Below are 25,663 nucleotides of genomic sequence, written 5' to 3' on the forward strand. Positions count from 1 at the left end.
ATTCACAATTTATCCATTTTTGTAATTTACCGGATTAACTGTTTATTTGTCAAGCACAAATGGATATACTTTCATAAATCATGACTATAAATTCAAAAGGTATTGTATGACTTATAATGGGCAGGTGGATCATCTCATAATAAATATTGTTCGGAACCAGCCAGTTGCAGAACAATCTGATCTACAGAAAAGTTTGAAAAAAAAAGGATTTGATATCCCTCAGGCAACCCTTTCAAGACGCCTCAAGAAACTTAAAATTGCCAAAGTGGCAGGCCGCTATCAAATTATTGAATCACTACAACCTCTGGGCTTGCCAATTGTCACCAATATACAACTGTCTGAATACGGTTTGATCGTTCTTCACACCCATCCAGGAAATGCCAGCAGTCTTGCCTATTATCTGGATCGAAAGTATGTGGCATTTAGCTCGCAGGAAAATTCATCCTCCGGGATTTTGGGCACTATTGCCGGGGATGATACAATTTTGCTGATTATTAAAGGAAAGGAGTATCTGGCAGGAGTGAAAGATATTCTGAAAAATGAATTTCCTTATGTGTGAAAAAAACTGCATACCGCATAAAGCGCGGTACGTAGGCATTTACAAGATGGTTTGGATAATTAGCTCAGGCTAGCCCGGGCCGCTATTTTGACTAATTTCGGGCTGATTCTTTTCGATTTTTTCCGCCATCTCAGTCACCTTATCGATTAACTTGGCTGTTGTGGTTTTAACACCAGCCCATGCAAACGCGCGGGTAAAAAGCCCCTGTCCGGTATTCAGAAGTTCATAGCGGCTAATCATGCTGTCATCATTTTTCATCGTATTTTTTACGTAATCCTGATTCTTATTCAGCTGGCCTAAAATATTCTGGAATGATGCCAGATCTTTTGCAGTCTGCAATTCATCAACCAAATCTTTAATCGCGTCTTTTTTATCAACCCGTAGTGCATGTATCCGGTCATCATTCGATAATTGTTTAGCATGGGCAACAAGCTTCTTAAAATCCTCGCTGTTTCGGATTTCATTAAGCCTTCCATCTCTACTAGGCGCCTGAACAGACTGCTTCCAGACAGCAGAATCGTACTTTGGCACTGGTTTGGGTTCAGCTTTTTTGTCAGGAGCCGTTTCCTGCGGTGTCTTTTTCTGCTCGCCAGATGTTTTCTTTTGTGGCTCCGGTGGTGTGGGCGGCTGGTTTTTGACAGCCTCCTCCCTTAACTGTTTCAAGGCCTCTTTTTGATCCAGCTGATGCACCAGTTGGGGTTTGTAGCGTTTCTCCAGCTCCTTTCGCGTGGTCAGATCATAAGAAAGCTGATTCGCATTGGATTGCATTAAACAAAGACTCAGAAAAAGTGTTCCCTGCTTCAACCCCTTCTCAGAAGTACTATCAAAAGCGAATTGGCGCTTTCCATAATTAGTATCGTAATATTTCAATACAATCTGGCCGTCATCCTTATGTTTGATACGCATCCCCATTGTATGACCGGTTGCTTCACCTGGGGTCATCGTAACGAATTGCATACGGTCTTTTTCGGGATTCTTGATAATGTCTTTGATAATTTTTTCAGTCAGACCCTGCTCATTACCATTAAATGCTTCCTTAGGACGTCCAACAGCCTCAGCCTGCAACACAGCATTTCTTTGTAAAGCAAGAATTTGCCTGACCATTGGTTTATCGACATATTCAGACTCTCTGGCCAATTCATCGCGAAAATTTTTGTGGAACTTATCGCTGGTTAACCACATTCCGGTAATACCGAAACACTCTCCCCCATCGTTACATAATCCTTCCGAATTCTGGATAAAATTAACTCCCTGGTTAAACCAGGCGTGGTTAAGCGCAAGCATATCAGTAAACCTGCCAAACACATTTCGTTTGTCAGGTGCTTTTCCTAAAACGGGATAGCCATTACTAAAGTCAAAATGATTACGCAACTTAACTGCTTCTGGCTCATTGTACCTAGCCATAACGGCCATCGAACTCGCCTGGAACATTGGGCTCACAGTACACAGCCGTGCATAATCAAAATAGCTTAAGTTGGATACAAAATAATAAAGCTCATCGTCATTCAAGCCTTTCTCCGGATCACTCCATACCTCGGCAACATCTATATAATCCTGATCAGTAAAATCAATCCAGCTCTTTGGCTGAGCCAGGACTATAAGGCTTATATAGCGGCCTACGGTATCGCCACCCAGGTTCTTCAACTTCTGTAGTTCAAGCTCACCTTCCTTGCCTGGAAATGACTTCATAAGCCAGTCTGTTCCGAGTTTTTCCAACGCACCTACTATAACCCAAGGCTCTTTTTCATGTGCACGACAAGCAGCAATAATTGATGCAGTTCGTTCTGTTTTCGACAGTTGAGCAGCAAGCCTTTCGACGGTACCGGCATTTCTATCAATACTATTGCCATACTTATTCAATAATAACTGGGTTGTTACGGGAACAATAACAGCTTTAGCTTTGTCATTTTTTTTCGACTTTTTCTGATTAGGCTTGTTATGCTTTGCAGATTTACCAGAGGGCATATTCGTTCACTCAAACATCTATTTATCTCTAGTATAGTGCACAAACATTAACATAATATTATAGTTTTCAATCACTGATTATATTTTTTTGACATTTTCTCTGAGCTTAAGATGCTTTGTCTTATCAGAACCATTTTTTTTGATTATCATTAAATTACAGTAAGCTATCGAGAAACCTATGAAAACGCTTTTCCATCTGGCCTTTCCGGTACATGATTTTGAGCAAACCAAGTGGTTTTATCAGGAGATACTTGAATTCGAACAAGGGCGGGAATCGGAACATGCGCTAATTTTTAACTTCGCTTCTCATCAAATTGTCGCTCATAAAGTCGATGAAATTTTGCCTGAGCAGCAAGGTATTTATCCAAGGCATTTTGGATTGGTTTTTTTGCAACGGGAAGAATTTGATCATTTTATGGATAAACTTTTGCAAAAAAAACTGCCCTTCGAAATCCCGCTTAAAACACGTTTTACCGGCACTAAAATCGAGCACTTTTCATTTTTCCTAAAAGATCCCAGCAATAACCTGCTCGAATTCAAGTATTACACCCACCCTTCTGCTATCTTTGGTGAGCGGGATTCCCACAGGGTTGGAGAGAGCTCTTGAGTTAATTCGCCATTGCAAGCCCAGGGCAAAGGAACTCAAATCGGAGTTCTAGCCGGGCACTGTTTTGGATTGCTTTACTTTGTTCGCAAAGGCGAAGTAATCCAGATCGGAGCTCTATCACCGGACTGTTCTTATTCACGGAGACAGTCGTTCCTGACGACTTCTCAGACACTTTAAAGAAATTCTTCCCGTCATCGTCTAAGCTTATATCAAAATGGAATAAGACTCCCTGATAAGGAAGCTGATTATGAACATCCCCAGTCTACGCAACTTGTTAATTATCCTGTTTTTTTGCTTTAGTATTCCTGCGCAGGCCGTTATCAAAGTAGGTACCGTTTTTTTCTACCCCCCTTTTGTATTATCCCTAAACGAGGGGTTTGACATCCAACTTATGCAATCCCTATGTCAGGGCTTGAAGGAAAAGTGCCAGATAATACCTATGGATTTCAATAAACTGTATACTTCCCTGGATAAAGGGCAGATAGATCTTGCCATTGGCGGGATTGCTATTTCCCCCCAAAGAAAGAACGATTATATTTTTAGCCTTCCCTATATGCTCAGTAGAGGGCAGTTTTTAATATTAAAAGGCGCCAAGGTTAACAGCATAGAAGATCTGAAAGGAGCCACTATTGGAGTGATTAAAGGGGATCCTAAAGGCGGTGTCTTCTATGATTATCTGGAAAACAATTTTGAGGATTATTTTCAGGTTCAAACATTCGATGATATTGAAGATGTTATCACAGCGTTAAGCAATAATAATATTAAGGCCGCCTTTCTGCATCACTCTACAGCCCTTTACTGGGAGCAAAATGGGGGCGGACAGTTCCAAACCTTTGGTAAGGTTATCCCGCTTGGGGAGGGATATGCCATTATGGCTCTTCCTTCCAATGCTGCACTCATTCAACGGATCAATGCATTGCTGCAGGGAATGGAAAAAGACAATGCCTATTTGAATCTTTATAATACTTATTTTGGCAATTAGTGAATGATTTGTGTTAAAACGTTCAGGCCAAACGATACCCCAACCAATCCAGAATAATCTGTTGCTCGCGCAGGTTCATCAAAGCCGGCGCGTGGCCTGCATTTTCCACAGTAACTAACATAACCTCCTGATGGTAGCGCTTCATTCTGGCAATGTGCTCAGGTAATAATAAATCAGAATGATGCCCTCTTATTACCATCACCGGACAGCGAACCTTTTCCCAGACTGTCCACATATCCACATCAAAAATAATCCCCTCCAGGGCCTTGTGTGGATGATGAAAAAACTCTTTAACAAAGTCAGTGAAATGTTTGGCATTCTTTATTTCAGGATCCATTTTCATGACATACTGACTATCGGCGCGTTGTTTAATACTACTCGCCGTTAAATCATCCCAATCTTCTTCACGTTCAATGCCAAAATCAGCGTAAATGGTTTTAAAATAAGCTTTCGCATCGCCAGGTCCATTAAAAACCGGATTTTTGCCGATGTATTTGGAAAGACGCCATAATGCCTTGACCGGTACCTGTGGGCCTACATCATTCATAATTAGACGGTTAATGGGCGTTTGGGGTAAAGCGGCCATCATCATTCCGATAAGCCCTCCCATTGAGGTTCCGATAAGATCCACTTTTTCACAATCGATACGCGCAATCAGCGTATTTACATCGTTCATGTATTGTACAAAATTATAATGCTTGGGATTTTTAAACCAACTGCTATCACCTCTCCCGGGAATGTCAATTGAAAACACATGGCGATTATGTTCGCTTAAAAAATTAGCCAGCGCGGTAAAATCACGGCGGTTTCTGGCCAAACCATGGATGCAAATAATAGGGGGAAATAATGAATTGGCTGTTCCCCACTCGGTATAATAGACCTGATGGAATCCATCTGCCGTAAACCCTGAAAAATGGTGCTCTTTCATTGTCGCCATCGCCTTTCTCCTCATTCGGATGCAGCAGCACATAACTTAATCAGTTGACCTTACTATAGCCAATTTTCATAAAAATTAACTAAAATTAAAGAAAAAGATTAGTAGTTCTCAAAAGTGTTGCGGTATAAAACTTGTTGAGACGGAGGAATTATGAATAAAAAAATGATTCACGGAAGAATGCTTATCCTCTATGTTATTTGTTCGCTTTTTGTGTTTGACACGGCATTTTCAGAGAATGAAAAAGAATCTCCCAAGTGGATACTGACTCCGCAAAGCCTTGGCCCTATCAAGATCGGTATGACTTTGACTGAAGCAGAACAGGCCACTCATAAAGCATTTCTTAATTCAAAACCCGAGGAGGATGTAGGGGAGGACGAGACTTGCTTTAATACCAGCCTTCAGGGACTTGAGGACATTTCATTTATGATTTCCAAACAAAAAATTGTCCGCATCAATATCAACGGCGGAACCATTAAAACCAATAAGGGTGCTGGTATCGGCGATACTGAAAATAATGTGATGTCTTTATACAAAAACAAATTAATCACAGAACCACACCGCTATGACAATAAAGGACATTATTTAACTTTTATCAAGCATAAAGAACCCTTTGCTATCCGTTTTGAAACAGACGGACAAAAGGTAGTGCGCATGTATGCCGGACAAACCAGGGAAGTTCATTTTGTAGAGGATTGTTTGTAGCAAGTATTTGTTTAAGTCGAATCCGCACGGCACCGGCCCATAGGTATACACAAATGCACTCGAATCCCCGCGGCGCCGGCCCATAGGTATACACAAATGCACTCGAATCCCCGCGGCTTTGACCGCGGGGCCCATGCCTGTTGAAGTATGTGGTGCTCAGACAAGTTTCAATGTTGCCCAAAAATAGGATTTAACAGATAGTCATAAAACATGCGTTCTTAACATTAAATTGGCTTCGTGTAGGCCCCGCGGTCAAAGCCGCGGGGATTCGATAGCTTTTAATTCTCATGCACATGTGTGGATAGCTATGGGCGCCTTAGATGAATTTTTCAATGTTGTCGAAAGTAGCGATTGAAAAGGCAGTTAATTAGCTAGACTTATATTCTAAATAGGCTTAGTATGGGCTCCGCGGTCGCAGCCGCGGCGAGTCGGTAAGCGCGGCGCCGCGGGGAATCGGTAAGAGCGCGCCGCGGGCTCCTACAATGGCTTTGCTCCAAGTGAATTCGCTAAATCAAGAGAATAGGAAACAAAATGCATTTTGTATTAAAGCTGGTTCAACAAGCCCAGGAAGAACAATGGCCCTTCCCCTACACGCTTAGTAAATTGCGCGATGCCGGGGTGGTTCAATATCACGTCAGTTGGGACCAGGAATTTAAGATAGTGTTCCAGCTAATCGATAACACCCAGGTTGAGGAAAACCATCCTGAGTTTCAGATTGACATTTCAGGAAACTACTCCTTGCAGGGTGCCAGGATAGCACTTCTCAAACATCAGCAAGGAATGAGCTCTTATGCGGAATGGCTGAATGAGATGGGCCAATCAGGGGTTATTGCTTACAGAGTAGACCCATACGCGCGTACAGTCACGTATTTTGGCTCTGAGCCTGAGAATTTTTTTGTCGAACAGGTACCTGGAGAATAAGGTGGAAACAGCTTTTGCAACGCTCAAGACAGATTTCCTGCAGAATTCTTCGGCACAGGCAGCCGAGAAAATGTCAGCCTATATGTTGAATCAGTTCCCATTCATTGGTCTGACAGCGCCTTTCCGCCGTCAACTGGCCTCAACATTTATAAAATCCAGTATTACCGAGCCCCTTGAGAAGATATTCACTGTGGTTGACGCGCTCTGGGATTTGCCGCAGCGGGAGTTTCAATATATAGCGATTGATTTGATGCAGAAAAATATCAAACGCCTGAATCTGGCTCATCTGCCCTTTTTACTGGATTTAGCCTTAAAAAAATCCTGGTGGGATAGTGTCGACGGTTTGGCATCTATCTCCAATAAAATATTCAGGCAATCACAGAAACCGGATTATCTTCATCTGGTAGAGAAAGCAATTCTGGACGAGAATCTCTGGATACGCCGAATAGCCCTGCTGCACCAGCTAGGTTGGAAAGATAAGACCGATACAGATCTGCTTTACTCCTTTGCCTTGCAAAATGCAGCTGATACTAATTTCTTTATTCAAAAGGCGATTGGATGGTCATTACGCGATTATGCAAAGTACAATCCGACTGGCGTGTATCGTTTCATTGATCAAAATAAAGGAATGCTTTCCAAGTTAACTTATCGGGAAGCTGGTAAGCATCGTACAGAATAATTGGTTTAGACAAATAGTACTTTTTGGGCTTGTGAAAAGATACTGTTTGTTTTGCTGTGCTAAATTTAGCATAATGAACGTTTTGAAAAAAGCACCATGACTAAAAACACAACAATTACCATCGATATGCTTAAAGGACTAGTGCATGAGGCAGAATTAAATCAGGAAGGACACACAGCCAACTACATACCTGAATTGGCAAATATGGATAAAGATTTGACGGCCATAGCCGTATATCCTCTCCACGGAGATCCTTGTTCTTACAGTAATAGACCGCTGACACCAGTGACTTTGCAAAGCACCGCAAAATTAATTCCCTTGATTGGCCTTCTGGAAGAGTTTGGTGCTGAACAATTATTCGACTGGGTTAAAGTAGAGCCCTCAGGCGATGATTTTGCATCGATCACCCGATTGGAGCAATTCGGTCCTAAACCCTCGAATCCGATGCTTAACGCGGGTGCAATCACCCTTTGCTCACACATTCCAGGAATCGGTGAGCAGCAATTTGCATGGCTCGAGCATTGGGTGCAAGTGCTGTTTAATCAAAGGCTAACCATTAACCCTCTGGTCTTCGCCTCTGAAAAACGAACGGGCAATCGCAATCGCTCCCTGGCTTTTTTATTGAAAAGCCGAAATAATCTGGGTTCTGATGTTGGCGAAACACTCGATTTATATTTCGCACTATGTTCTTATGAAGCCTTACTGGATCAAATGTTATATCTTCCAACTCTTCTCGCCAATGGCGGACGCGATCCAATCACGGGCCAACAGATTATCTCCGCCGAAACCTGCAAAATCACCCTGGCTATCATGGCTACCTGTGGCTTATATGATGAAACAGGAACGCATATGGTAAGAACGGGAATTCCTGCGAAAAGTGGTGTTTCGGGATATACAATTGCCTCGCTACCCGGGAAAGCAGGAATTGTAGTACTTAGTCCGCTAGTTAATTCGAAAGGTAACAGCATTCGCGGAGAACTAATGCTGGAAGGATTGTCCCGTGCAATGTCCTGGCATTTTGCGCTGGTTGATTAAGTGAATGGGCCCCGCGGTCAAAGCCGCGGGGATTCAGTGTCGATGCCGCGGGGATTCAGTGTCGATGCCGCGGGGATTCGGACGAGGAAGACATTTGTGTAGATAGCTATGGCGTGACCGCGGAGCCCAAGCTATCCCGGGCAAAGATCCTTAGCAATTACAGTTTTTCCAAATCGCCCAGAAAACGCCCCTGCCCCCAGCGTAGTTTAAGTGACTTGAGTGTCTCCCACTGTGTATCAGTTTCAATCTGGGTAGCAACAACCTGGATGTTTAAAGTTTTTGCCATTTCATTAAAATAATAAATAAAAAACTGCCTGTTTTGGTTTTCATCAATATCATGCAGTAAGCTGCCATGTAATTTCAAATAGTCTACGGGCAGTTGATTGAGGTAATGCATGGGGGAGAAATGGATTCCAACCTTATCAATCCCTAGGCCAATTTCCAGTTTTTGGACTGCTTTTGCGAAATGAATCACTTCCGCAAAATGATTGAGTACCACTGTTTCATTGAACTCCAGATACAGATTCTTTCTATCCGATGCGGGTATGGACTCCAACATCTCAAGATATCGCTTGCTCTCCAGCTTATCAGTTATAGTGTATTTGGTCAGATTTAATGCAAGGGGTTTACTCCTGAGCAGTTCGTCCTTAATAACGGTTTTTAAAACATTCTGGTCAATTTCCGCTGCAAGCCCGGACTTTTCCGCTACCGGCAAAAAGCATCCCCCCCTTATCTCAATACCCTTAATTTTTATGCGCAAAAATAACTCATTATGAAAAATCATTTCGCCATCGGTTATTGGTTGAAAATATAAGCTGAAATCCCCATTATTAAGGGCGGTGGTAAGGGCCTCTTTTTCAAGCAAAATAATTTCATTTGCCTTAATTGCAGCACTGTAGGCGAAATGATTCGGCTTTTCCCGTGCCTGCATCAGAATTAAGTCAGTCTCTTCCAACAAAGCTTCCACTGTTTGATGCAGGTGATACCCATTGGCAGCCAATAAAATCTGGCAATCAGGATAAGCTTTCAAAGCCTGTTGTAAACCGCCATTAAATTCCTCACATTGATTTAAAAAGGCATCAAGGGAGGTTTCTTTTATAATCAGCGCGAAATTGCTGCCGCTGACTCTTGCCAGAATTGTATGTGATTTACTGCCCCAAAAATTAGAACAAGATTTAGCCACCGACAAAAGCAGCTGATCGCCATACTGTATGCCTTGTTTTTGATTAATCTGTTCAAGTCCTTCAATGCTAACCAGAATGATGAAACCGGGTGTAAACTCCTCCTCATGCGACAATAAAGTTGACAACTGCTGATGAAAGTAACGATAGTTTCCCAGATTGGTCAACTCATCCTGAAAAGCCTGATGACGCAACACTTCCATCTGCTGCATCTGCTCCTGAAATAGCTTTCTGATATGATTAACCATTTGATTCATCGCCAGGGTTAGTTGCTTTAATTCGGCTGTTTTGGGGATAGTCGTTTCCACAGGAAACTCTCTCTGGCAAATTGCCTCTGCCTGTCTGGTAACACGCTTTAAAGGCCGCATGAGCCATCTTAGGAAAAAAATAGTCACCAGAAGCGCAATGACGGCAAACAACAAATACAAATAAACCAATCCAAGTGCATTACTCCACAAGGCATCCGAGGCATAAGTGCTGTCACTGGTAACCAGCACTTCGCCCACCTGGTTCCAAGCGTTCATGACTAATGAAGATTGGACTGAGGAGGGCCATTGCGTGTACTCAATAAACCATTCAGGTGCAATGCTTTTCCGCTTGGGAGCATAACGGGATATCAATAATTTTCCGCGCATGTCGCGCACCTCAATCATTGAAAAGTACCCGCGATCAAAAACAGCTTCCACCATTGGCAGCATTAACGCCTTATCTTTCTCAAGCAAGGCATTACTTAAAGACAAACCCAGGGAAGTCGCTGTGTCTTGAGCATTACTGTTCATCTGCTCAATAAAAAACTGCCTGCTGTTATTGATTGTTATGAGATAAGTCACGATGAAAACTACAATTAAAAGCGCCAATACGCCAGAAACCACTTTTTTTGTCAGGGTCATTGCTGGTTACCTTTTATCATTCGTTGCAAAACGGAGCGCCATTTGCCAAGCCTGCTGGAATCGCCCACCGGATTGTCATGGCCTCGCTGCTTGGCGAGCCATAATCCTTCACCATTAAAACTGTACACGGGAATTAAGTCTTTTCTTGTAGAGGCAGGAAGAATTTTCGCGTTTAAATTGTCAAGAACCAGTGGTTCGGCTTCAGGGCTGGGATAATAGGTTAAAACCATATGCGCCTGGTTAAGGGGAATAGATTTTACATAGGTGATACGCAAAGCCTCAATTGGAACATCCATTGCCAGAAGTGTAAAATATTTAGCAATTGAAAAGTCTTCACAGTCACCGCCCCCATCGTTAACAAACTCCTGGGGGGTTTTCCAATAATCCGTCGCCCCCTTAAACGAATCGTCATTGATATAAGTAAACTGATTAAAAAAATCGTTTGTAACAGTCAGTTTTTCGGGCGTGGAAGATTTCCTGTATTGGACAATTAGTTTTTCCCAAGCCAAAAATCGTTTTTTAGCCATTCCGCTGGTTTTTTTTAGCTGCTCTTCAATGCTCGTAACCGATACCAGGCCCTTATTATCAACAGGAGAGGCATCCCACCCGCAGATTGGACTAAACAACATAAAAAAGCCGGCTAGAAATCTAACCGACTTTAGGTTCTTGCTTAAACGTGACCAACCTGCACTGCACATGTGCGATTTCCTTCAGCCTTTCCATAGCATTACCGGCATTCTCTTTAAACTCGAAGGGGCCGACGAGAACACAATGTCCAGTGGGAGTCGGCATGATAAAAACATTAAATCCCTGGCTTTTGAGCCTGTTATGTAGAGCCACAGCATTCGCCTGACTCGTAAATTTGCCGGCTGATACATACCATATGGGTCTTTTAGCAGGTGTAGGTTTCGCCGTATTTTTATGGGCAATCGCCGGAGTTAATGGAGTAGTTTCCATATTTTTAACTGGCTGAGCCAGCGCTAATGCTTTTTCACTGGTATCAGGATAAGGAACCCCATCCATTGACTGATCCAGCAGGATATGCGTTTGGGCGGAACTAAAGACATCATTATTGATAACATTCTGCGGTAATCGCATTTTCAGATAGCAAAGCAGCAGCCCCATTCCATTGAGGATGCGGTAGCGGGAATAGGCTTCTTCATTCTGTCCCCGCGCATACTCGATTTCCGCTTCATAAAATTCATTCTGCGAATCCAGCAAATCAAGCAAGGTTCTTTTACCGACCTTGAACTGCTCCTGATACGCACTGCGCGTACGGCGGGAAGCAACCACATGCTTTCGGAGGGGATTAAGACGAAGACCTGAAGCCAGCCAGGCATTCCAGGACAATCGCACCGACTCCCTTAAATCAATCAAGGCCTTGTTCTTTATCTCATAAGCTTCCTGAATTTCATAGGCAGTCAGGCGTACATTGGCTTCATCAGATCCACCACGAAAAAGATTATAATTCATTCGTATTGCAGCCACGCGATCATTATTAGGGCCAATCAACCCGTCAAGATTGCGGTTTTTAGAAGCGCTCAATACAAAGTCAACCCGTGGATAATAAGCAGCGCGCGCTACTTCATACTGGGATTTAGCTTCTTTCACATCCGCATAACTTGAACGGACAGTGGGATGGTTTTCGAGTCCCTGCTCAATGGCTTTCGCAAGGGTCGGCGGCAAGTCGCTATTTTTTGGTACTCTGGGATAAAGCAGGTTTTCAGGCCATTTTCCTACCACTTTCGCATAGTTAATCTTGACTTCGCGGAGATTCGCTTCTGCGCTAATGACATTTGCCTCTGCCAGAGCAAGCCTCGCTGCGGCTTGATCCAGCTCTGCTTCGCGCGAGAGCCCTGCGTCACTTCGCTCCTTGATCATCCCAAAGACTGAACGATGCGCCCTCAGATTGGTTCGCGCATATCCTAACAGCTTTTCGTGGAGCAACACCTGGAGGTAGCGATTAACCACATCAAGGGCTAAATCTTCAGCAACCCCTTGAGTCTTAAGCTTCTGAGCCTGGAATAAATTCTCATTACGTTTTACTTCATTGACAATGCCCCCGCCGGCAAAAAGGTTCTGCTTCATCTCGATATAGGATTCGGTACGGTTTAGGGTTCGCGCACCCGGCCCGTCAATTGCCTGCGTGGTGGGATTTTCACTCCACTCCCTGCCAAAACCGGCATTTAAGTCTACTGTTGGGTAATAAGCCCCCTTCGCCTTATCGATTCCCTGGCGCGCAGACAAGCTTTTTGCGGTATTATATAAAACATCGGGGTTTGAAATCATTCCATGCTGTACAGCATCATTGAGTGTGTCTGCTCTTACGGGTATTGTGATACAGAATGCGGCTAATGCAAGGTATAATCTCATATCCCTACCATCCAATGGGCGTGTCTCAAACAAAATAAGGTAAATCAAAGCGCAGGCAACATCAATTGATTTTCTTAACAATTTTCCGGAAAATGCATGAACCTATTAGAAATTGAACTTAAATCAGGCAATATGAGAAATGAAGTTACAACGATTAGCGTTTCTCAATTGAACAAGCAGGTGCGTCTCTGGATGGAACAGGATCTTGCGGACGTTAGGGTCATGGGTGAACTGTCGAATCTCTCCAAACCCTCCTCAGGCCATCTTTATTTTACACTTAAAGATGAGACAGCCCAGGTTCGCTGCGTGTATTTCCGAAACGCCCATAATCGATACACTAATCAGTTTAAAGACGGGCAACAGGTAATTGCCTATGGGCGGTTAAGCCTTTATGAGGCCAGGGGTGACTACCAGCTTATCGTCCAGGATCTGAGCGATGCAGGTATTGGTGAGCTTTATCAGCAATTCGAGCGGTTGAAGTCCAAATTGGCGGCGCTTGGGCTCTTCGAAAGCAGCTTAAAGCGAATCCTTCCTCGATATCCCCAAGTCATTGGTGTAGTAACCTCGCCAACGGGGGCAGCATTACGTGATATATTAAGCACTCTTTCCCGAAGGTATCCCTCTGCATCTGTTTTGATTTATCCCACAGAGGTACAGGGAAAAACAGCGGCCAGACAAATTGTGAATGCAATCCAACAGGCAAATCTCCAAAAAAGAGCCGATGTACTTATTCTAGCCAGAGGGGGCGGCAGTATTGAGGACTTGTGGGCATTCAATGATGAGGAATTAGCCCATACGATCCGATCCAGTTCCATACCCGTCGTTTCAGGGGTGGGGCACGAAACAGATTTTACAATCGCTGACTTCGTCGCTGATTTGCGAGCCGCAACACCTACTGCCGCTGCCGAAGCGGTGACGCCTGATCGAAATGAATTGCTCTCTTCTTTACAAATGCTACATCGCCATCTTAATCAATCCATGCGAAAACTTCTGGAACAAAAGACTTTACGGCTGTCTCATCAGATTTCGACGCTGGCATCACCCAAACGGCTCATTCTAAGCCATTGGCAGGCACTTGATTTTACAGAAAAACAACTTTCCAATTCATTTGCATATTATCTGGGTAAAAAAATACATCGTCTTGATATGTTAGAAAATAACCTGAAATTGGTTAATCCGATTATGCAGGTTAGCCAATCAAGTGGAAAATTAATGGCACTTGAACTGCAGCTGAATGAAAAAATCAAGCATGCCCTTGAAAATGCAAGGCAGGGATTTATTGCCAAAATTACCAAATTGGATATGATTAGTCCTTTGGCTACTTTAAGACGCGGCTATTCGATTGCCACAAGTAATAGTGAGATTATTTATAATAGTCAGCAAGTCAATATTGGTGATACGGTTAATATCCGTTTAAATGAGGGCGAACTGGATTGCCGCATTGTAAATAAGCATCATTCAGACTAAACGATTTAAGTTCCCGGGAAGTCAAAATGCTTGATAAATTAACTCAGAGTCTTGTACTTATTATTAGCCAGACACAGGCGAATCTGAATATACTCCTTGTGATATTGGCTATTTTATGGTCAGTTTTTCTTGTCAATATCTTACTGGGAAAGCGCTTGTTTTATCTGGGAATTTTTCCTCGGAAAATTATCGGGCTTCCTGGCATAGTATGCGCTCCCTTTTTACATGCAAATTTTAATCATCTTTTTTTCAATTCGATTCCTTTAGTTGTCTTAAGTAGTTTCCTGTTAATCAATGGCCTGGACTATTTTCTAATCGTAAGCATGGCAATAACGCTTATCAGCGGTTTTTTGATCTGGTGTTTCGCTAAACCTGGACTGCACATCGGTGCCAGTGCAGTCATTACCGGATACTGGAGTCTTCTGGTAAGCAATATAGCGGAACAAGGGGGATTGACTGCCATTATTCTCGGCGTAATTAGCCTGTATTACTTTGCGGGTATATTTCTGGGTGTTTTTCCGGGCAAAAAAGGAGTGTCCTGGGAGGGCCATTTGTTTGGTCTGATTGCAGGGATCCTGGTCAGCTTTTGGTTACCCGATATGATTGCCTTGCTAAGAACCCTGGTGTAGCAATTTTTCTAATTGATTTCTTTAAATAAAGACATTATAGTGAGTTGTGATTTTTAGCTTAGCCAATAGAGATCCTGATATGTCAGTTCAAGCTTATTTCAGTCTTCGATTCCTCATTTCCGGCACTGCCATTCTCCGCTGAGGCGGATAAACTAAGCATCTTTATACAAAAAAATAGCCGTCAGAATAGAATTAATTAGTGAGATTTATATGCCTGCTTCGCGTGTTATAGCCTGGACAATCTGGATTATCAGTTCAATTTTTTATGCCTATCAATACATCTTAAGAGTCATGCCAAACGTCATGCTCAATGATATTATCCAACAATTCCATATCGATGCTGCGGTTTTTGGCCAGTTCTCAGGTGTTTATTACATTGGTTATTCACTAATGCACTTGCCTATCGGTATTATGCTGGATCGTTTCGGCCCTCGTAAGGTGATGACTGGCTGTATTTTAATGACAGTGGTTGGCTTACTTCCTATTCTTTTCGCTAAATATTGGGTATATCCCATCCTGGGGCGAGCACTAATCGGTATGGGTTCCTCAGCGGCCATTCTCGGCACCTTCAAGATTATCCGAATGAGCTTTAGCGAACAGCGCTTCACCAGAATGCTGAGTTTTTCAGTAACCATCGGCCTATTGGGAGCCATTTATGGCGGAGGACCATTAAGCTATCTATCATCTACTCTGGGTTACCAGGCAGTAGTACAAATTTTCATCTACTTTGGTTTGCTGCTCGCTCTTTTAACGTATTTAATTGTTCCCGAGATGGAAACCTCACATTTTGGCAGTATTGCCGACGACGTGAAGAGTGTTTTTACAAACCGCAAGGTACTGCTTCTGTGCTTGTCGGCTGGCTTAATGGTAGGACCACTGGAAGGCTTTACGGATGTTTGGGGCTCCGGTTTTCTCAGGGAGGTTTATGGCTTTAACACAGTCGCCGCCAGCTATTTACCATCCATGATATTTGTTGGCATGTGTTTCGGCGGCCCTACTTTAAGCTTTATTGCTGAGCGAAAAGGCAAATACCTGACGGTGATTATCAGCGCAGGTATTGTAATGGCTTTGAGCTTTATTGCCTTAGTCAGCAGAATGCTAAGCATTGACAGTATGGCAATTGTGTTTGTTGTGGTAGGAATATGCTGCGCGTATCAGATTCTTGCCATTTATAAAGCATCAACCTATGTTCCGGATCAAGTAGCAGGCTTGACAACTGCTGTAGCCAATATGATTATCATGAGTTTTGGTTATGCTTTCCATACAACGATTGGGTTAGTTATTAATGCCTTTGGCGGTACCAAGGTTCCCCAGGCATTTTTATACGGTATTACCGTAATTCCATTTACCTTGTGCTTGGGGATTATCGGTTTCTGTCTAATCCAGATCTCGGATAAAAAAGCAAAACGAATCGTTCTTGAAAAAGTATAAAAAAAGGAAGAAACAATGAAAGTTAAACTGATTGCCGGCGTTATCGCCCTTTCCCTGACCAGCCTAAGCGCCAATGCCAATTGGGTTTGCAATGTTGCAAACAAACGCGGTGAACACTGGACATTTTCTGGCCCCACTCAAATAGCGGCCCAGAGTATGGCTCAGTCGGTCTGTGATGCCAACAGTATTAATCCTGCTAACTGCCAGCCAAGCTGCTATGACAACGGTGTGCCTGCAGGTCGCTGGCATTGTGTCGTCAGCAACTTACGCGGCCAGCACTGGTCTTATTTTGCACCTACGCAGGCTCAGGCAGAGTCCCTGGCCAAAAATGCCTGTGACGCAGCAAGCATTAACCCTAACAACTGCAACCCTTCCTGCGTTCCTGAGTAAACCTGGTTAGCACCGTTCGACCTGAGGAAGAGCAAAGCTCCGTTTCGAAGGCTTGGCACCGAGCGAGGCCTCGAGACGCCGCTAAAGCAGCGCCTCAGGCCGAACGGATTGAGATAAAAGCTCTATAGCCCTTCGACTAAAGAACCGCCAGCAATATAGCCGTTAAATAATTTCCTTCAGGAAAGGCAGGCAGAACCGGATGGCAGGACGCGGGTCCATAAACACCCAGCACCCTTGCCTGCTTACCGACTGCAGAAGCCTGAGCGGCCACTAAGGCGGCAAATTCCTGGGCTGAAATCGCTGAAGAGCAATTACAAGTCATCAGTAAACTGCCTGATCGCATAGCCTTAAAAACCTCTCGATGCAAGAACCGGTAATAATTTTTTGCACGTTGTAAATTTTGTCTGGATGGAATCAATTTGGGCGGATCCAGGACGACAATATCATAGTCACCCGCGTTAGTGAGGTAGTTCCTGGCATCATCCTCAATGAATTCGATTATATCCAGCTGGTTCAGTCTGGCATTGGCTGAAGCCTGTTGAATAGCCGCTTTTGAACTATCGATTGCTGTTACATGGCTCGCGCCAGCTTTGGCTGCATGCAGGGCGAAACCTCCGGTGTAGGTATAGAGATCAAGTACCCGCTTACCCTTCGCCAAGGCAGCAACGCGTTGATGATTTTCACGCTGGTCGAGGAATAATCCGGTTTTTTGCGTTTGCGTAAAATCAACTGCGAATTGTACCCCTGCCTCAAGGACTTCTGTCTGTAAAGCTATATTGCTGCTTTCAATTTCCTGCCAGCCATCCTGTGCCAAAGGTTTGGCCTGAGACAGCCAGATGAGAGACTGGCACTGAGTAAACTCTTCGATGCATTCTGTAATCAATTCCCTGTTTTTTTCTACCCAGTAAGCAGAACTGGATACCACACAAACAGCATTGAAATAATCAATGGTTAAACCTGACAGCCCATCCCCCTCACTATTACATAAACGGAAAGCATTTGTGCTTGCATTAGGCAAATTAAGCGCATTTCTGACCTGCCAGGCCTGCTGTAAACGGCGTTTGATAATATCGGCAAAGCAAAGCTTTTCATCATCAAATTCTCCGCGGTATGCCAAAACCCTGACCCGGTATAAGGAGTGCTCATTAAATACCCCAGTACAGATTGTTTCACCCTCATGTGAAACTACATCGACTAATTCACCAGTAATTAGCCTACCCTTAGTTTTCGCAATCGCCTTGGGGAAAATCCATGGATGCCCCCTGAGCACACTGGCCTGTTTAGATTCAATTAAATGCACTGAGGGTCTCATAAACTATTCCCCTGAATTTCAAAGTGAGCTAATCTACACCAGACTATCTGAATGCTGCAAGAATATTTGAGGTATGAATTATGCGACCAGTCTTTTCGAGTGCTCTAGGCGCTTGTGCATTTTTGTTATTAAGCGGTTCAGCCAATGCAGGTCCCTGGTGGACTGGCCCATTACTTGCCCCCGCTGGCCACACAATTCCTCGCGGTCATACAAATCTTGAATTGTATGGTTTTTTTACTGAAAATGATGGCACATTTGATCAACACTGGAAATTTGTCCATACGCCTGCTAACCGGAGCACCGTTTTCAACCCTATATTTAGCCATGGCTTGACTGATTCCCTGGATATTCAGTTCAGCGTACCCTATGCCTATAACCGCAATCAGGGAAAATCGTCCCGTAAAATTTCAGATACAGGGGTTACTCTGGGATACCAGTTACTTGAGCAAAAAGATTCCAGATGGATTCCCGATTTGAGGGTTACAGTGGGCGAAATTATCCCGACAGGCAATTTTGAGGATCTTGATCCGGTAAATAATGGTGTAGATGCAACGGGTAGCGGAAGCTATCAGACTGCTTTAGCACTAAATTTCCAACACTTGCTGCCGGTCTTTGAAAACCATTGGTTGCGTACCCGCCTCAGTCTCAGCTATGTGTATAGCGGAGATGTCCAGGTGCATGGAATTAACAGTTATGGCGGAGCTGCCAATACCTTTGGCGAAGTTGATCCAGGAAACCAAATCAGCGCTGACCTGGCTGGTGAGTTTAATGTAACCCAAAATTGGGTAGCCGTAATGGAAGGTTTTATTGCCAATCGCACACCAGCTGTATTTAAAGGCTTTCCCGGCACAGATAGCAAAGGCCAGCTGGTAAGCGTAGGGCATGGTACTGTCGATAGCATAACACTGGCACCTGCCATTGAATATAATTTCAATTCCAATGTAGGGGTTATCGGCGGCTATTGGTACACTCTCACTGGCCGCGATACGTCTCAGTTTCACTCAGTAGTGGTTGCGCTGAATGCTTATTGGTGATTTATACTCTTCTGAATCCCTGCAATGACTGCCCGCCATCCGCAGCGCAAACCACCGAATCCCCGCGGAACTGACCACCGAATCCCCGCGGCAGCGACCACCGAATCCCCGCGGCACTGACCGCGGGGCCCATGCCTGTTGGAGTAGCATGGTCGCCAGACAAGTTTCAATGTTGCCAAAAAATAAGATTTAACAGGTAGTTATATATAAGAGTTCCTAACATTAAATTGGCTTCGTGTGGGCCCCGCGGTCGCAGCCGCGGGGATTCGAACGGTCAACTGACCGCGGATTCGGACGGTCAACTGTACGCGGGGATTCGGACGGTCAACTGACCGCGGGGATCGGACGGTCAACTGTACGCGGGGATCGGACGGTCAATTGTACGTGGGGATTCGATAGCTTTTAATTCGCATGCATTTGTGTAGTTGATGCCCAGGGAATTCGAACGTCAGCAGCTCAGAGGCCGAACCAGGTCTGTGATCTCAATTTTACTCTTTTTTTTCATTTCTTATGGCGACATTTTCAAAGCTAACTGACAAACTGTTGTACACTTTGTTATATGCTTTAAAGAGAAGGATTATGCCGATTTTTACATGGGGAACGCTTCATGAAATTGGAGTTGTACTGTCCGGCTGGGAATTAAATAATTTAATCAAACTCAACATTACTCTGGGCAGTCACTTCCTGAATCTGGAAAACAGGCTGGACTCTGCTGAAGAAGAAATCAGGAGGATTAGAAAGGGCTCTAGCCAATTAACGCCTGCAAATACTGCCCGTCTTGTCCAGCTACAACAGGAAATAATCAAAATTAACCAGGAAAAGCAACGCTGTATTCCTGAGCACAATCTTATCAGCAGAATCATTGAAACCAAGCAAAAACAGGAAAAACACTGGGCAGAATTATCACAGCAACCCAATTCCAGAGACAATCCCAATCCCGTCGGATAAGCTCTGCACTGAAATAGTCGATTAAACGGCTCCAACATGATAGCATCACCTTTTTTTCCGAAGGATGCTCTTATGTGGTTTAACAATGCACTTGTTTATCAATACGAATTAAAAGAAGAAGTTGATTTTGCGAGCTTACTGGCTGAAGACAGCTTAAAACCCTGCCCTCCCCATGCCCGATTCGTTTATGGCTGGCTGCCGGTCAGCATCGATGAGTTAGTGCATGAAGTCGCGGGCAGCACTTCTATTTGTCTTGGAAAAGAAGAGCGCATTTTACCTCGGGGCGTTATCAATCGCATGCTGGCTGAACGTATTCAGGCTCTGGAAGCACAGCAAGGGCGAGTGGTCAAGCGCAGCGAGAAAGCACAAATTGCCGAGGATCTGGAGTTTGAGTTGCTTCCCAAATCTTTTTGCGTTCAAAAACGCCTGCCCGCCTTTTTTGACACGATGAGTAAGCGATTAATTATCAATACCTCCAGTGATAATCAGGCAGCCCAGCTCTTGAGTCTTCTTCGAAAATCTATTCCCGGAATCCAGTTTGAACCTCTTTTTCACCCTGAGAATCTGGCAGTACGCTTTGCTGAGTGGATTAATGATCCAGCTACTTTACCAGCTTCCTTCCAATTAGCCTCTGACTGCCTTCTTTTTGCGCCAGACGATGAGAAAAAGAAAGTGAATTGTAAAGGCTATGAATTACCCGCAGAGGAAATTATCACTTTGCTTTCACAGGGATTGGCTCCGGCTGAAATTTCCTTGATATGGAATGAACGTATCCAATTCACACTCACTCAGGATCTCTGTTTTAAACGCTTAAAAAGTCTCGATTATCTGGTTGACGAATTCAATGAAATCAAAGATCTGGAAGAGGAATATCAACAACGGGATGCGGCGCTTACTTTGCTTTGCGGCGAATTGAGAAATCTGATTGATGATCTTATGAAAGGTCTGGGTAGCAACATGAGTAACGCCAGTCAGGAAGAAGAAACTCCGCTAAGCGAAGAGATAGCGGAAACAGAAACACCCTGGTAAGTGGATCTATGGAATCTATTTCCCGACGTGAATGGCTGCAGGGCTTAAAACGTAAGCTCGAGCGTTTTATTTGCAGGGTAGAGAAGGCTGAGAAATCATTTTGTGGTTATTTCCCCTTCTCTTCCGCCTCCTCCTTGACAATTCAGCAGCAGTTTGAAACCTGGCTGAAGAGTGGTTCTTTTACGGATGAACAGCTGGAAACATTTTTCACACAGCAATTGTTGTCCATGATGAAAAAATCGAGAAACCCAGGTTGGGTTGATGTTTGTATCATGGATTGGATAAAAAGCATATTGTCTCAGCTTTGCCCCAAGCTGCTAGCTCAACAGATTCTTCGTCATTTACAGCTGAGCCAGTTGTTAGTTAAAAATGAAGCAGACATTAGCTGTCTGAATGCAATAAAAAATTCTTTTGGCCTATGTGATGCTGATTTTAGTCATTTCAAGAAATCCATGGTTGAAATTGTTAATCTATACAAGGATGCGGGATTATCAAAACCCTTTATCCATCGATTTAATCAGGCGATCGAAATGATAGATCAGGCCGTTAGTTTAATTCCGCCAGATTTTAACTTCACTCAAAAGCACAGAATCATTCACAGCCCGCTTTGCAAACGGGATGAGAAAATTGAGTTAGCTGAAGAATCAGAACTGGACATCGCTGTCAGGGCTTAAATGGATGGGTACCGCGGTCGTCCGCGGTAATTCGGGTAAAGTAGAAAATCAACCCTGTGATTTAGCTGCTGCCTGTTTCCTTAAATCAATTAATGAGAGCCCTCTCACTTCCTGCTCTTTAACAAAGAACTTGATGACCGAGCTAACGCCAGCAGTATTAATAATTAATTGATAATGTCCCTGGCTAAGGCCGGTGGTATAAAACTCTCCATGATTCGTCACCGTTAAGGGAAGTGCAGGGTATTTCCAGGCCTGGCTGCTGTCCATGTGCTCATTATCCGCCACAGAACGAAGGATAATATTACTTTTATCAGCACCCTCCCAGGGCAATACGCGTCCAATAACACCGGTGCGCGGGCTTTGAGGCAAGCTGTCGAGAACAATGGGATAAAACGACTGAACCTGTTGCTCTGGCGCAATGGGGATTACAATTGTTTTGTATCCCGGTAAAGAAAATGAAATAGTGCCGCCCTTGGCCTGTGCAACGAAATAGCCTCCAGGCAAAATAGACACCTCGCTGCTAACCATCTCGGGTGATTCAATTCCCCTGACAATAACCTGGCCATAAACTATAGGATAAGCTTTGTCTTGAAAAAGCTGATAGGCACGCTGATCGAGATCCAAAACAGTAGCTCTTAAGCCCTGCTCATCGAGCCATTGCATCCATTTGTGAAAATTACCCGCGACAGCCCGAGGCGCTATGGGTTCAGTGACTGTTTTCCAGGCAATCGGTTCGTCACGCAATACATATGCCTTGCTTAATTCAGCCTCTGTTAAAGGCGTACTTCCCAAATTATATTGTTCTACAAATTGCCTGGCAAGATTATCAGCCTGCTGCATTTGTTCAGGATTCAAACCTGCTTGAAAGCGAGCCAGTAAATCAGTTTTCTTCGGGTAAGCTGCAGGAAGTAAGTCCAGATATACTTTTTCCCAGGCGAGCGCCTGAACGCGATCGGACTTAAGGGTTGTTCCAAAAAGATAGTTTCGAGCCAGGCTCCATGCCTGATACAGCTGAAAATCTTTTTTGACAAGCCTCGCCTCTTCGAAAGTTATCGCAAATAATTGCTGGGAGAAGAGCAGGAAGCAAAGGCTGGTTTGAAAGATAAAACGACAGATGTCATTGTTCAATTTTATTCCCATTTCGTGCCTCTCTGCCGCATAAAGGCAGCCTTGGATTAATTAAGGCTGCCTTTGCCATTAGGCATCCATATTCGGTTGGCTATGATACGTTGCCTGATAAACCGCTAGTGCGTCATCAGCTGCTTTTTTCAGGCCCATCTGGCTATTCGCGCGATACAGCACAGCAAGCGCTTCTTTTGCACTAGGGGCTTGAGGATAATTTTTCACCAAATAACCCGCGCGTTCTGCAGCCGCTACGTACATTTTTCTTTCATAATAAAATTGAGCGACATTGAGTTCATGCTGGGCAAACATATTTCTCAGATAAATCATTCTTTGTAAAGCATTGGCTTTGTAACGGCTATCGGGGAAGCGTTCAACTAATGTCGCAAAATCCGAATAGGACTGCAACTGTGTGCCGGGATCCCGCCAGGATTCATCCAGAGGGAGATGATTGGCAAACGTACCGCGGTTTTGCTGGAAATTAGCCAAGCCTTTCATGTAATAAGCATAATCAACATGGCGGGCACGTGGATATAAATGAATAAAACGCTCTGAAGTTGCAGCAGCAGAAGGATAATCCCCCTTCTGATAATAGGCATAGATCAGCTTCATTTGCGCTTGCTCTGCATAATCGCTAAATGGATACATTGATTCAAGGGCTTCCAGACGCTTGGCGGCTGTAGCATATTCTTCTTTGGCCATTGCAGAGTTTGCGCTGCTGTACAGCTGCTCAGCCGTCATCCCTTTAAAAGGATTATTGCTGTCATCATCGTCCTTACTCCACCAGCTATTACAGGCCGTCAGGCTTATTACCAGAGTGAAGAGAATACAACATTGAAATCTTTTCATGAATACACCTGTTAACAATTCAATGCGGAACATTTACCGCAGCCGTTTTAAATGCAGGTCATTATACCCATCCTGAATTAATTTGCGAACTTTATGTTTTTTTAAGATAAAAATTTTAGGGGATTGCGAGCGTCAACCGCCACAGCTGGATGCTGCGGACATTGCCGCACAGGTAGTTAGTAAATTTTTAAAAAAGTGTTTGCATTGAGATGGCAGTTGTAATAGTATTCTTCCCCGGAGAGGTGGCTGAGCGGTCGAAAGCGGCGGTCTTGAAAACCGTTGAAGGGAAACCTTCCCAGGGTTCGAATCCCTGTCTCTCCGCCAAATGCCAGTCGGCGGTCTGTTTAAATCAAATATAGTCTCACCGAATAATCAATCCAAATCCATCAGTACCATCCGTCTTTGCGAGCCTATGGCGAAGCAATCCAGAACGGAGTTTTATTTTGGCATTCGCCTGGATTGCTTCACGTTGTTCGCAATGACGACTATTTATGAAGGTGCGAGCAAAAGATTTTATTTGGATCCAGTTCTTCCTTTAATTTTATCCAGTCCTGATATTTTTCCCCGAAATGTTGCTGCCAATAGCAGGCTGGAAGATTCTCACCCAGATAACCCGATAAATAGCGCTTGCCGCCGCTGGGCAAGAATCGGCGGTCCAGCATTTGGATAGCTTCCAGGCAGCCAGGAATCAGGAACGCGGGTAGCCCAGGGTTTAGAATCATGACGGCATAAATCGCCTCACTGCTTTCCGGCAGCATAAAAAAACCAGAGGGATCCAACTTGCGGATGGGTACTATTTGTAAAACGGTTGCATAATAGACCGGCAGAGAAGCTAATAAGTCCTCCAGTTCGGAGAAAAGCACATCGGCGGGGACAAAGCATTCAAACCAGGGATGCTGCAAACTCCACTGACCAGACAGTTTCATTGATTGGAAGCGGGAATCATGTCGGTGCAGGAATGAGGCAATGTCTTCTTCCTGTATATGAGTTACTTTCCAGGGAGATATACGTACTCCTAGACTTTCCAGAGTCGGAGGCTCATTATCATATTCGACCGCGATATGTAGCCCAAATAACCACTCTGCAAAGGGTAAGCGCCCTTTCGCAGTCAGTCGTGCTCCCTGAATGGCTGGCGTACAGAAAAATTCAAGATAATCAATTGACTCCTGAAGGGCCTGCATATCCTTCAGCCAATGATCTTTGTCCAGATAGAGTAAGAAAAAAGTTCTAACCTGTTTTTTACAAAGCCGCAAACTGATTTCAGCTTTGGTAATAATGCCAAAACGTCCCTGCCCACCAAGACAGGCTTGAAACAAGGGGGAGTCCTTATCAACAATCTGTATTTCACCGTTAGCTGTCACAATCTCCAAGGCATTTACATGGGCAGTAGCACTGCCAAACCGAAAAGAGGAAGCCCCCACTCCACCGGCTGATAAAACGCCGCCAATGGATAAGTGCGCATTATAAGGTACAACATAAGGAACCTGAGCACTTTTAAGCGACTTTTTAATCACATCTGACCAGGTTGCATTTGCTTCAGCCCAAATGGAATTTTCATTTTTTTCTAGAACGCGATTCAATTCCTGTAATTGCAGAACCATACCACCAGGAATACAAAGGGCCTGGCCGCCCTGGCTTAAACCATTGCCACGAATTGTCAGGGGCAATTTTTTCTGGTTAGCATAGCGAACAATTTGCTGAAGTTTTTCTGTATTGGAAGGTACCGCGACCACAGTAGGGATTTGCTGCGTCAAGCGGCCAAAATCTTCGCCAAAGAAAGTAAGTGAGCGCTCATCACGAAGGAGTCCTTGTCCACCGGCTTGCTCACACTCTTTAATTTTTGCTGTATTCCATTCCATGGGCTGCATAATTAACGTCCTTAGTAATTCCACTCTAATTCTGTATTACATGCAATAATCAATCCATCGATTAATTACTGCATCATCA

Annotated in this window: 24 protein-coding genes and 1 tRNA gene; 16 read left to right on the forward strand and 9 right to left on the reverse strand. The window is 44.1% G+C overall.

The window, feature by feature from the left end; genetic code table 11:
* Positions 1-106: 106 nt before the first annotated feature.
* Positions 107-559 carry an arginine repressor gene (locus DYH42_RS08070; RefSeq protein WP_058522683.1) on the forward strand — a complete coding sequence of 151 codons (453 nt, stop codon included), beginning with the start codon at positions 107-109 and terminating at the stop codon, positions 557-559.
* Between the two features lie 69 nt (positions 560-628).
* Here the strand turns inward: DYH42_RS08070 and DYH42_RS08075 are convergent, their stop codons facing one another.
* Positions 629-2,524, reverse strand: coding sequence for a hypothetical protein (locus DYH42_RS08075; protein ID WP_058522682.1), 1,896 nt, complete (start codon positions 2,522-2,524; stop codon positions 629-631).
* Between the two features lie 178 nt (positions 2,525-2,702).
* Between DYH42_RS08075 and DYH42_RS08080 the strand changes: the two genes are divergently transcribed.
* Together DYH42_RS08080 and DYH42_RS08085 are read left to right on the forward strand one after the other, a co-directional pair.
* The gene (locus DYH42_RS08080; RefSeq protein WP_058522681.1) at positions 2,703-3,131 is read left to right on the forward strand and encodes a VOC family protein; all 429 of its coding nucleotides are present in this window, start codon (positions 2,703-2,705) and stop codon (positions 3,129-3,131) included.
* Between the two features lie 247 nt (positions 3,132-3,378).
* On the forward strand, positions 3,379-4,113 hold the full coding sequence (locus DYH42_RS08085) for a transporter substrate-binding domain-containing protein (RefSeq protein WP_058522680.1): 735 nt from the start codon (positions 3,379-3,381) through the stop codon (positions 4,111-4,113).
* A 22-nt stretch (positions 4,114-4,135) separates the two neighbouring features.
* Here the strand turns inward: DYH42_RS08085 and DYH42_RS08090 are convergent, their stop codons facing one another.
* The gene (locus DYH42_RS08090; protein ID WP_237758960.1) at positions 4,136-5,050 is read right to left on the reverse strand and encodes an alpha/beta fold hydrolase; all 915 of its coding nucleotides are present in this window, start codon (positions 5,048-5,050) and stop codon (positions 4,136-4,138) included.
* 150 nt (positions 5,051-5,200) lie between these two features.
* Here DYH42_RS08090 and DYH42_RS08095 point away from each other — a divergent pair, with 150 nt between their 5' ends.
* The 4 genes from DYH42_RS08095 (at position 5,201) to glsA (ending at position 8,387) form a co-directional block, all read left to right on the forward strand.
* A complete protein-coding gene (locus tag DYH42_RS08095) occupies positions 5,201-5,752 on the forward strand; it encodes a hypothetical protein (RefSeq protein ID WP_058522679.1) in 552 nt (183 codons plus the stop codon).
* Positions 5,753-6,283: 531 nt separating this feature from the next.
* Entirely contained in the window at positions 6,284-6,673 is a 390-nt protein-coding gene (locus DYH42_RS08100; protein ID WP_058522678.1) for a DUF1398 family protein, read from the forward strand.
* 1 nt (position 6,674) lies between these two features.
* Positions 6,675-7,352, forward strand: coding sequence for a DNA alkylation repair protein (locus DYH42_RS08105; RefSeq protein ID WP_058522677.1), 678 nt, complete (start codon positions 6,675-6,677; stop codon positions 7,350-7,352).
* A 96-nt stretch (positions 7,353-7,448) separates the two neighbouring features.
* The gene (glsA, locus tag DYH42_RS08110; RefSeq protein ID WP_058522676.1) at positions 7,449-8,387 is read left to right on the forward strand and encodes a glutaminase A; all 939 of its coding nucleotides are present in this window, start codon (positions 7,449-7,451) and stop codon (positions 8,385-8,387) included.
* A 157-nt stretch (positions 8,388-8,544) separates the two neighbouring features.
* On the opposite strand, the gene DYH42_RS08115 is transcribed toward glsA, so the two are convergent.
* The 3 genes from DYH42_RS08115 to DYH42_RS08125 are packed head-to-tail and all read right to left on the reverse strand — an operon-like array spanning position 8,545 to position 12,831.
* Positions 8,545-10,458, reverse strand: a complete 1,914-nt coding sequence (locus tag DYH42_RS08115; RefSeq protein ID WP_058522675.1) for an EAL domain-containing protein — start codon at positions 10,456-10,458, stop codon at positions 8,545-8,547.
* Positions 10,455-11,156, reverse strand: coding sequence for a transglutaminase-like cysteine peptidase (locus tag DYH42_RS08120; RefSeq protein ID WP_202814579.1), 702 nt, complete (start codon positions 11,154-11,156; stop codon positions 10,455-10,457). The genes DYH42_RS08115 and DYH42_RS08120 overlap by 4 nt, the downstream gene beginning before the upstream one ends.
* Positions 11,107-12,831 (reverse strand): TolC family outer membrane protein, encoded by a 1,725-nt coding sequence (locus DYH42_RS08125; RefSeq protein WP_058522673.1) that lies wholly within the window; start codon positions 12,829-12,831, stop codon positions 11,107-11,109. Before DYH42_RS08125 ends, DYH42_RS08120 begins: the two co-directional genes overlap by 50 nt.
* A gap of 132 nt (positions 12,832-12,963) precedes the next feature.
* Here DYH42_RS08125 and xseA point away from each other — a divergent pair, with 132 nt between their 5' ends.
* The 4 genes from xseA (at position 12,964) to DYH42_RS08145 (ending at position 16,748) form a co-directional block, all read left to right on the forward strand.
* Positions 12,964-14,298 (forward strand): exodeoxyribonuclease VII large subunit, encoded by a 1,335-nt coding sequence (xseA, locus tag DYH42_RS08130; protein WP_058522736.1) that lies wholly within the window; start codon positions 12,964-12,966, stop codon positions 14,296-14,298.
* Between the two features lie 26 nt (positions 14,299-14,324).
* A complete protein-coding gene (locus tag DYH42_RS08135; RefSeq protein ID WP_058522672.1) occupies positions 14,325-14,927 on the forward strand; it encodes a rhomboid family intramembrane serine protease in 603 nt (200 codons plus the stop codon).
* A gap of 210 nt (positions 14,928-15,137) precedes the next feature.
* Positions 15,138-16,358: an MFS transporter gene (locus DYH42_RS08140; RefSeq protein WP_058522671.1), complete on the forward strand. Its 1,221-nt coding sequence runs from the start codon at positions 15,138-15,140 to the stop codon at positions 16,356-16,358.
* Between the two features lie 15 nt (positions 16,359-16,373).
* A complete protein-coding gene (locus DYH42_RS08145; RefSeq protein ID WP_058522670.1) occupies positions 16,374-16,748 on the forward strand; it encodes a hypothetical protein in 375 nt (124 codons plus the stop codon).
* A 136-nt stretch (positions 16,749-16,884) separates the two neighbouring features.
* On the opposite strand, the gene DYH42_RS08150 is transcribed toward DYH42_RS08145, so the two are convergent.
* Positions 16,885-18,060, reverse strand: a complete 1,176-nt coding sequence (locus DYH42_RS08150; protein WP_058522669.1) for a class I SAM-dependent rRNA methyltransferase — start codon at positions 18,058-18,060, stop codon at positions 16,885-16,887.
* An 80-nt stretch (positions 18,061-18,140) separates the two neighbouring features.
* On the opposite strand from DYH42_RS08150, the gene DYH42_RS08155 reads away from it, so the two are divergent.
* The 4 genes from DYH42_RS08155 to DYH42_RS08170 all read left to right on the forward strand — a co-directional run bounded on the left by DYH42_RS08155 (position 18,141) and on the right by DYH42_RS08170 (position 21,745).
* Positions 18,141-19,094 carry a hypothetical protein gene (locus DYH42_RS08155; RefSeq protein WP_058522668.1) on the forward strand — a complete coding sequence of 318 codons (954 nt, stop codon included), beginning with the start codon at positions 18,141-18,143 and terminating at the stop codon, positions 19,092-19,094.
* A gap of 579 nt (positions 19,095-19,673) precedes the next feature.
* Positions 19,674-20,042 carry a hypothetical protein gene (locus DYH42_RS08160; RefSeq protein WP_058522667.1) on the forward strand — a complete coding sequence of 123 codons (369 nt, stop codon included), beginning with the start codon at positions 19,674-19,676 and terminating at the stop codon, positions 20,040-20,042.
* A gap of 72 nt (positions 20,043-20,114) precedes the next feature.
* On the forward strand, positions 20,115-21,071 hold the full coding sequence (locus tag DYH42_RS08165) for a recombination-associated protein RdgC (protein ID WP_058522666.1): 957 nt from the start codon (positions 20,115-20,117) through the stop codon (positions 21,069-21,071).
* An 8-nt stretch (positions 21,072-21,079) separates the two neighbouring features.
* Positions 21,080-21,745: a hypothetical protein gene (locus DYH42_RS08170; protein ID WP_058522665.1), complete on the forward strand. Its 666-nt coding sequence runs from the start codon at positions 21,080-21,082 to the stop codon at positions 21,743-21,745.
* 48 nt (positions 21,746-21,793) lie between these two features.
* Here the strand turns inward: DYH42_RS08170 and DYH42_RS08175 are convergent, their stop codons facing one another.
* The gene (locus DYH42_RS08175; RefSeq protein ID WP_058522664.1) at positions 21,794-22,885 is read right to left on the reverse strand and encodes a hypothetical protein; all 1,092 of its coding nucleotides are present in this window, start codon (positions 22,883-22,885) and stop codon (positions 21,794-21,796) included.
* Between the two features lie 57 nt (positions 22,886-22,942).
* Positions 22,943-23,716 carry an outer membrane protein assembly factor BamD gene (locus tag DYH42_RS08180; RefSeq protein ID WP_058522663.1) on the reverse strand — a complete coding sequence of 258 codons (774 nt, stop codon included), beginning with the start codon at positions 23,714-23,716 and terminating at the stop codon, positions 22,943-22,945.
* Between the two features lie 236 nt (positions 23,717-23,952).
* Here DYH42_RS08180 and DYH42_RS08185 point away from each other — a divergent pair.
* Positions 23,953-24,040 (forward strand) — tRNA-Ser (locus tag DYH42_RS08185).
* Positions 24,041-24,201: 161 nt separating this feature from the next.
* On the opposite strand, the gene DYH42_RS08190 is transcribed toward DYH42_RS08185, so the two are convergent.
* A complete protein-coding gene (locus tag DYH42_RS08190) occupies positions 24,202-25,584 on the reverse strand; it encodes an FAD-binding protein (protein WP_058522662.1) in 1,383 nt (460 codons plus the stop codon).
* Between the last annotated feature and the right edge of the window lie 79 nt (positions 25,585-25,663).

This window comes from Legionella birminghamensis (genome assembly GCF_900452515.1).
GTDB lineage: Bacteria > Pseudomonadota > Gammaproteobacteria > Legionellales > Legionellaceae > Legionella_C > Legionella_C birminghamensis.

Excerpts from the sequence above, each read along its gene's own strand:
- DYH42_RS08070 (WP_058522683.1), top strand. The coding sequence starts at position 107 with ATGACTTATAATGGGCAGGTGGATCATCTCATAATAAATATTGTTCGG.
- DYH42_RS08075 (WP_058522682.1), bottom strand. The coding sequence starts at position 2,524 with ATGCCCTCTGGTAAATCTGCAAAGCATAACAAGCCTAATCAGAAAAAG.
- DYH42_RS08080 (WP_058522681.1), top strand. The coding sequence starts at position 2,703 with ATGAAAACGCTTTTCCATCTGGCCTTTCCGGTACATGATTTTGAGCAA.
- DYH42_RS08085 (WP_058522680.1), top strand. The coding sequence starts at position 3,379 with ATGAACATCCCCAGTCTACGCAACTTGTTAATTATCCTGTTTTTTTGC.
- DYH42_RS08090 (WP_237758960.1), bottom strand. The coding sequence starts at position 5,050 with ATGGCGACAATGAAAGAGCACCATTTTTCAGGGTTTACGGCAGATGGA.
- DYH42_RS08095 (WP_058522679.1), top strand. The coding sequence starts at position 5,201 with ATGAATAAAAAAATGATTCACGGAAGAATGCTTATCCTCTATGTTATT.
- DYH42_RS08100 (WP_058522678.1), top strand. The coding sequence starts at position 6,284 with ATGCATTTTGTATTAAAGCTGGTTCAACAAGCCCAGGAAGAACAATGG.
- glsA (WP_058522676.1), top strand. The coding sequence starts at position 7,449 with ATGACTAAAAACACAACAATTACCATCGATATGCTTAAAGGACTAGTG.
- DYH42_RS08115 (WP_058522675.1), bottom strand. The coding sequence starts at position 10,458 with ATGACCCTGACAAAAAAAGTGGTTTCTGGCGTATTGGCGCTTTTAATT.
- DYH42_RS08120 (WP_202814579.1), bottom strand. The coding sequence starts at position 11,156 with ATGTGCAGTGCAGGTTGGTCACGTTTAAGCAAGAACCTAAAGTCGGTT.
- DYH42_RS08125 (WP_058522673.1), bottom strand. The coding sequence starts at position 12,831 with ATGAGATTATACCTTGCATTAGCCGCATTCTGTATCACAATACCCGTA.
- xseA (WP_058522736.1), top strand. The coding sequence starts at position 12,964 with ATGAGAAATGAAGTTACAACGATTAGCGTTTCTCAATTGAACAAGCAG.
- DYH42_RS08135 (WP_058522672.1), top strand. The coding sequence starts at position 14,325 with ATGCTTGATAAATTAACTCAGAGTCTTGTACTTATTATTAGCCAGACA.
- DYH42_RS08140 (WP_058522671.1), top strand. The coding sequence starts at position 15,138 with ATGCCTGCTTCGCGTGTTATAGCCTGGACAATCTGGATTATCAGTTCA.
- DYH42_RS08145 (WP_058522670.1), top strand. The coding sequence starts at position 16,374 with ATGAAAGTTAAACTGATTGCCGGCGTTATCGCCCTTTCCCTGACCAGC.
- DYH42_RS08150 (WP_058522669.1), bottom strand. The coding sequence starts at position 18,060 with ATGAGACCCTCAGTGCATTTAATTGAATCTAAACAGGCCAGTGTGCTC.
- DYH42_RS08155 (WP_058522668.1), top strand. The coding sequence starts at position 18,141 with ATGCGACCAGTCTTTTCGAGTGCTCTAGGCGCTTGTGCATTTTTGTTA.
- DYH42_RS08160 (WP_058522667.1), top strand. The coding sequence starts at position 19,674 with ATGCCGATTTTTACATGGGGAACGCTTCATGAAATTGGAGTTGTACTG.
- DYH42_RS08165 (WP_058522666.1), top strand. The coding sequence starts at position 20,115 with ATGTGGTTTAACAATGCACTTGTTTATCAATACGAATTAAAAGAAGAA.
- DYH42_RS08170 (WP_058522665.1), top strand. The coding sequence starts at position 21,080 with ATGGAATCTATTTCCCGACGTGAATGGCTGCAGGGCTTAAAACGTAAG.
- DYH42_RS08175 (WP_058522664.1), bottom strand. The coding sequence starts at position 22,885 with ATGGGAATAAAATTGAACAATGACATCTGTCGTTTTATCTTTCAAACC.
- DYH42_RS08180 (WP_058522663.1), bottom strand. The coding sequence starts at position 23,716 with ATGAAAAGATTTCAATGTTGTATTCTCTTCACTCTGGTAATAAGCCTG.
- DYH42_RS08190 (WP_058522662.1), bottom strand. The coding sequence starts at position 25,584 with ATGCAGCCCATGGAATGGAATACAGCAAAAATTAAAGAGTGTGAGCAA.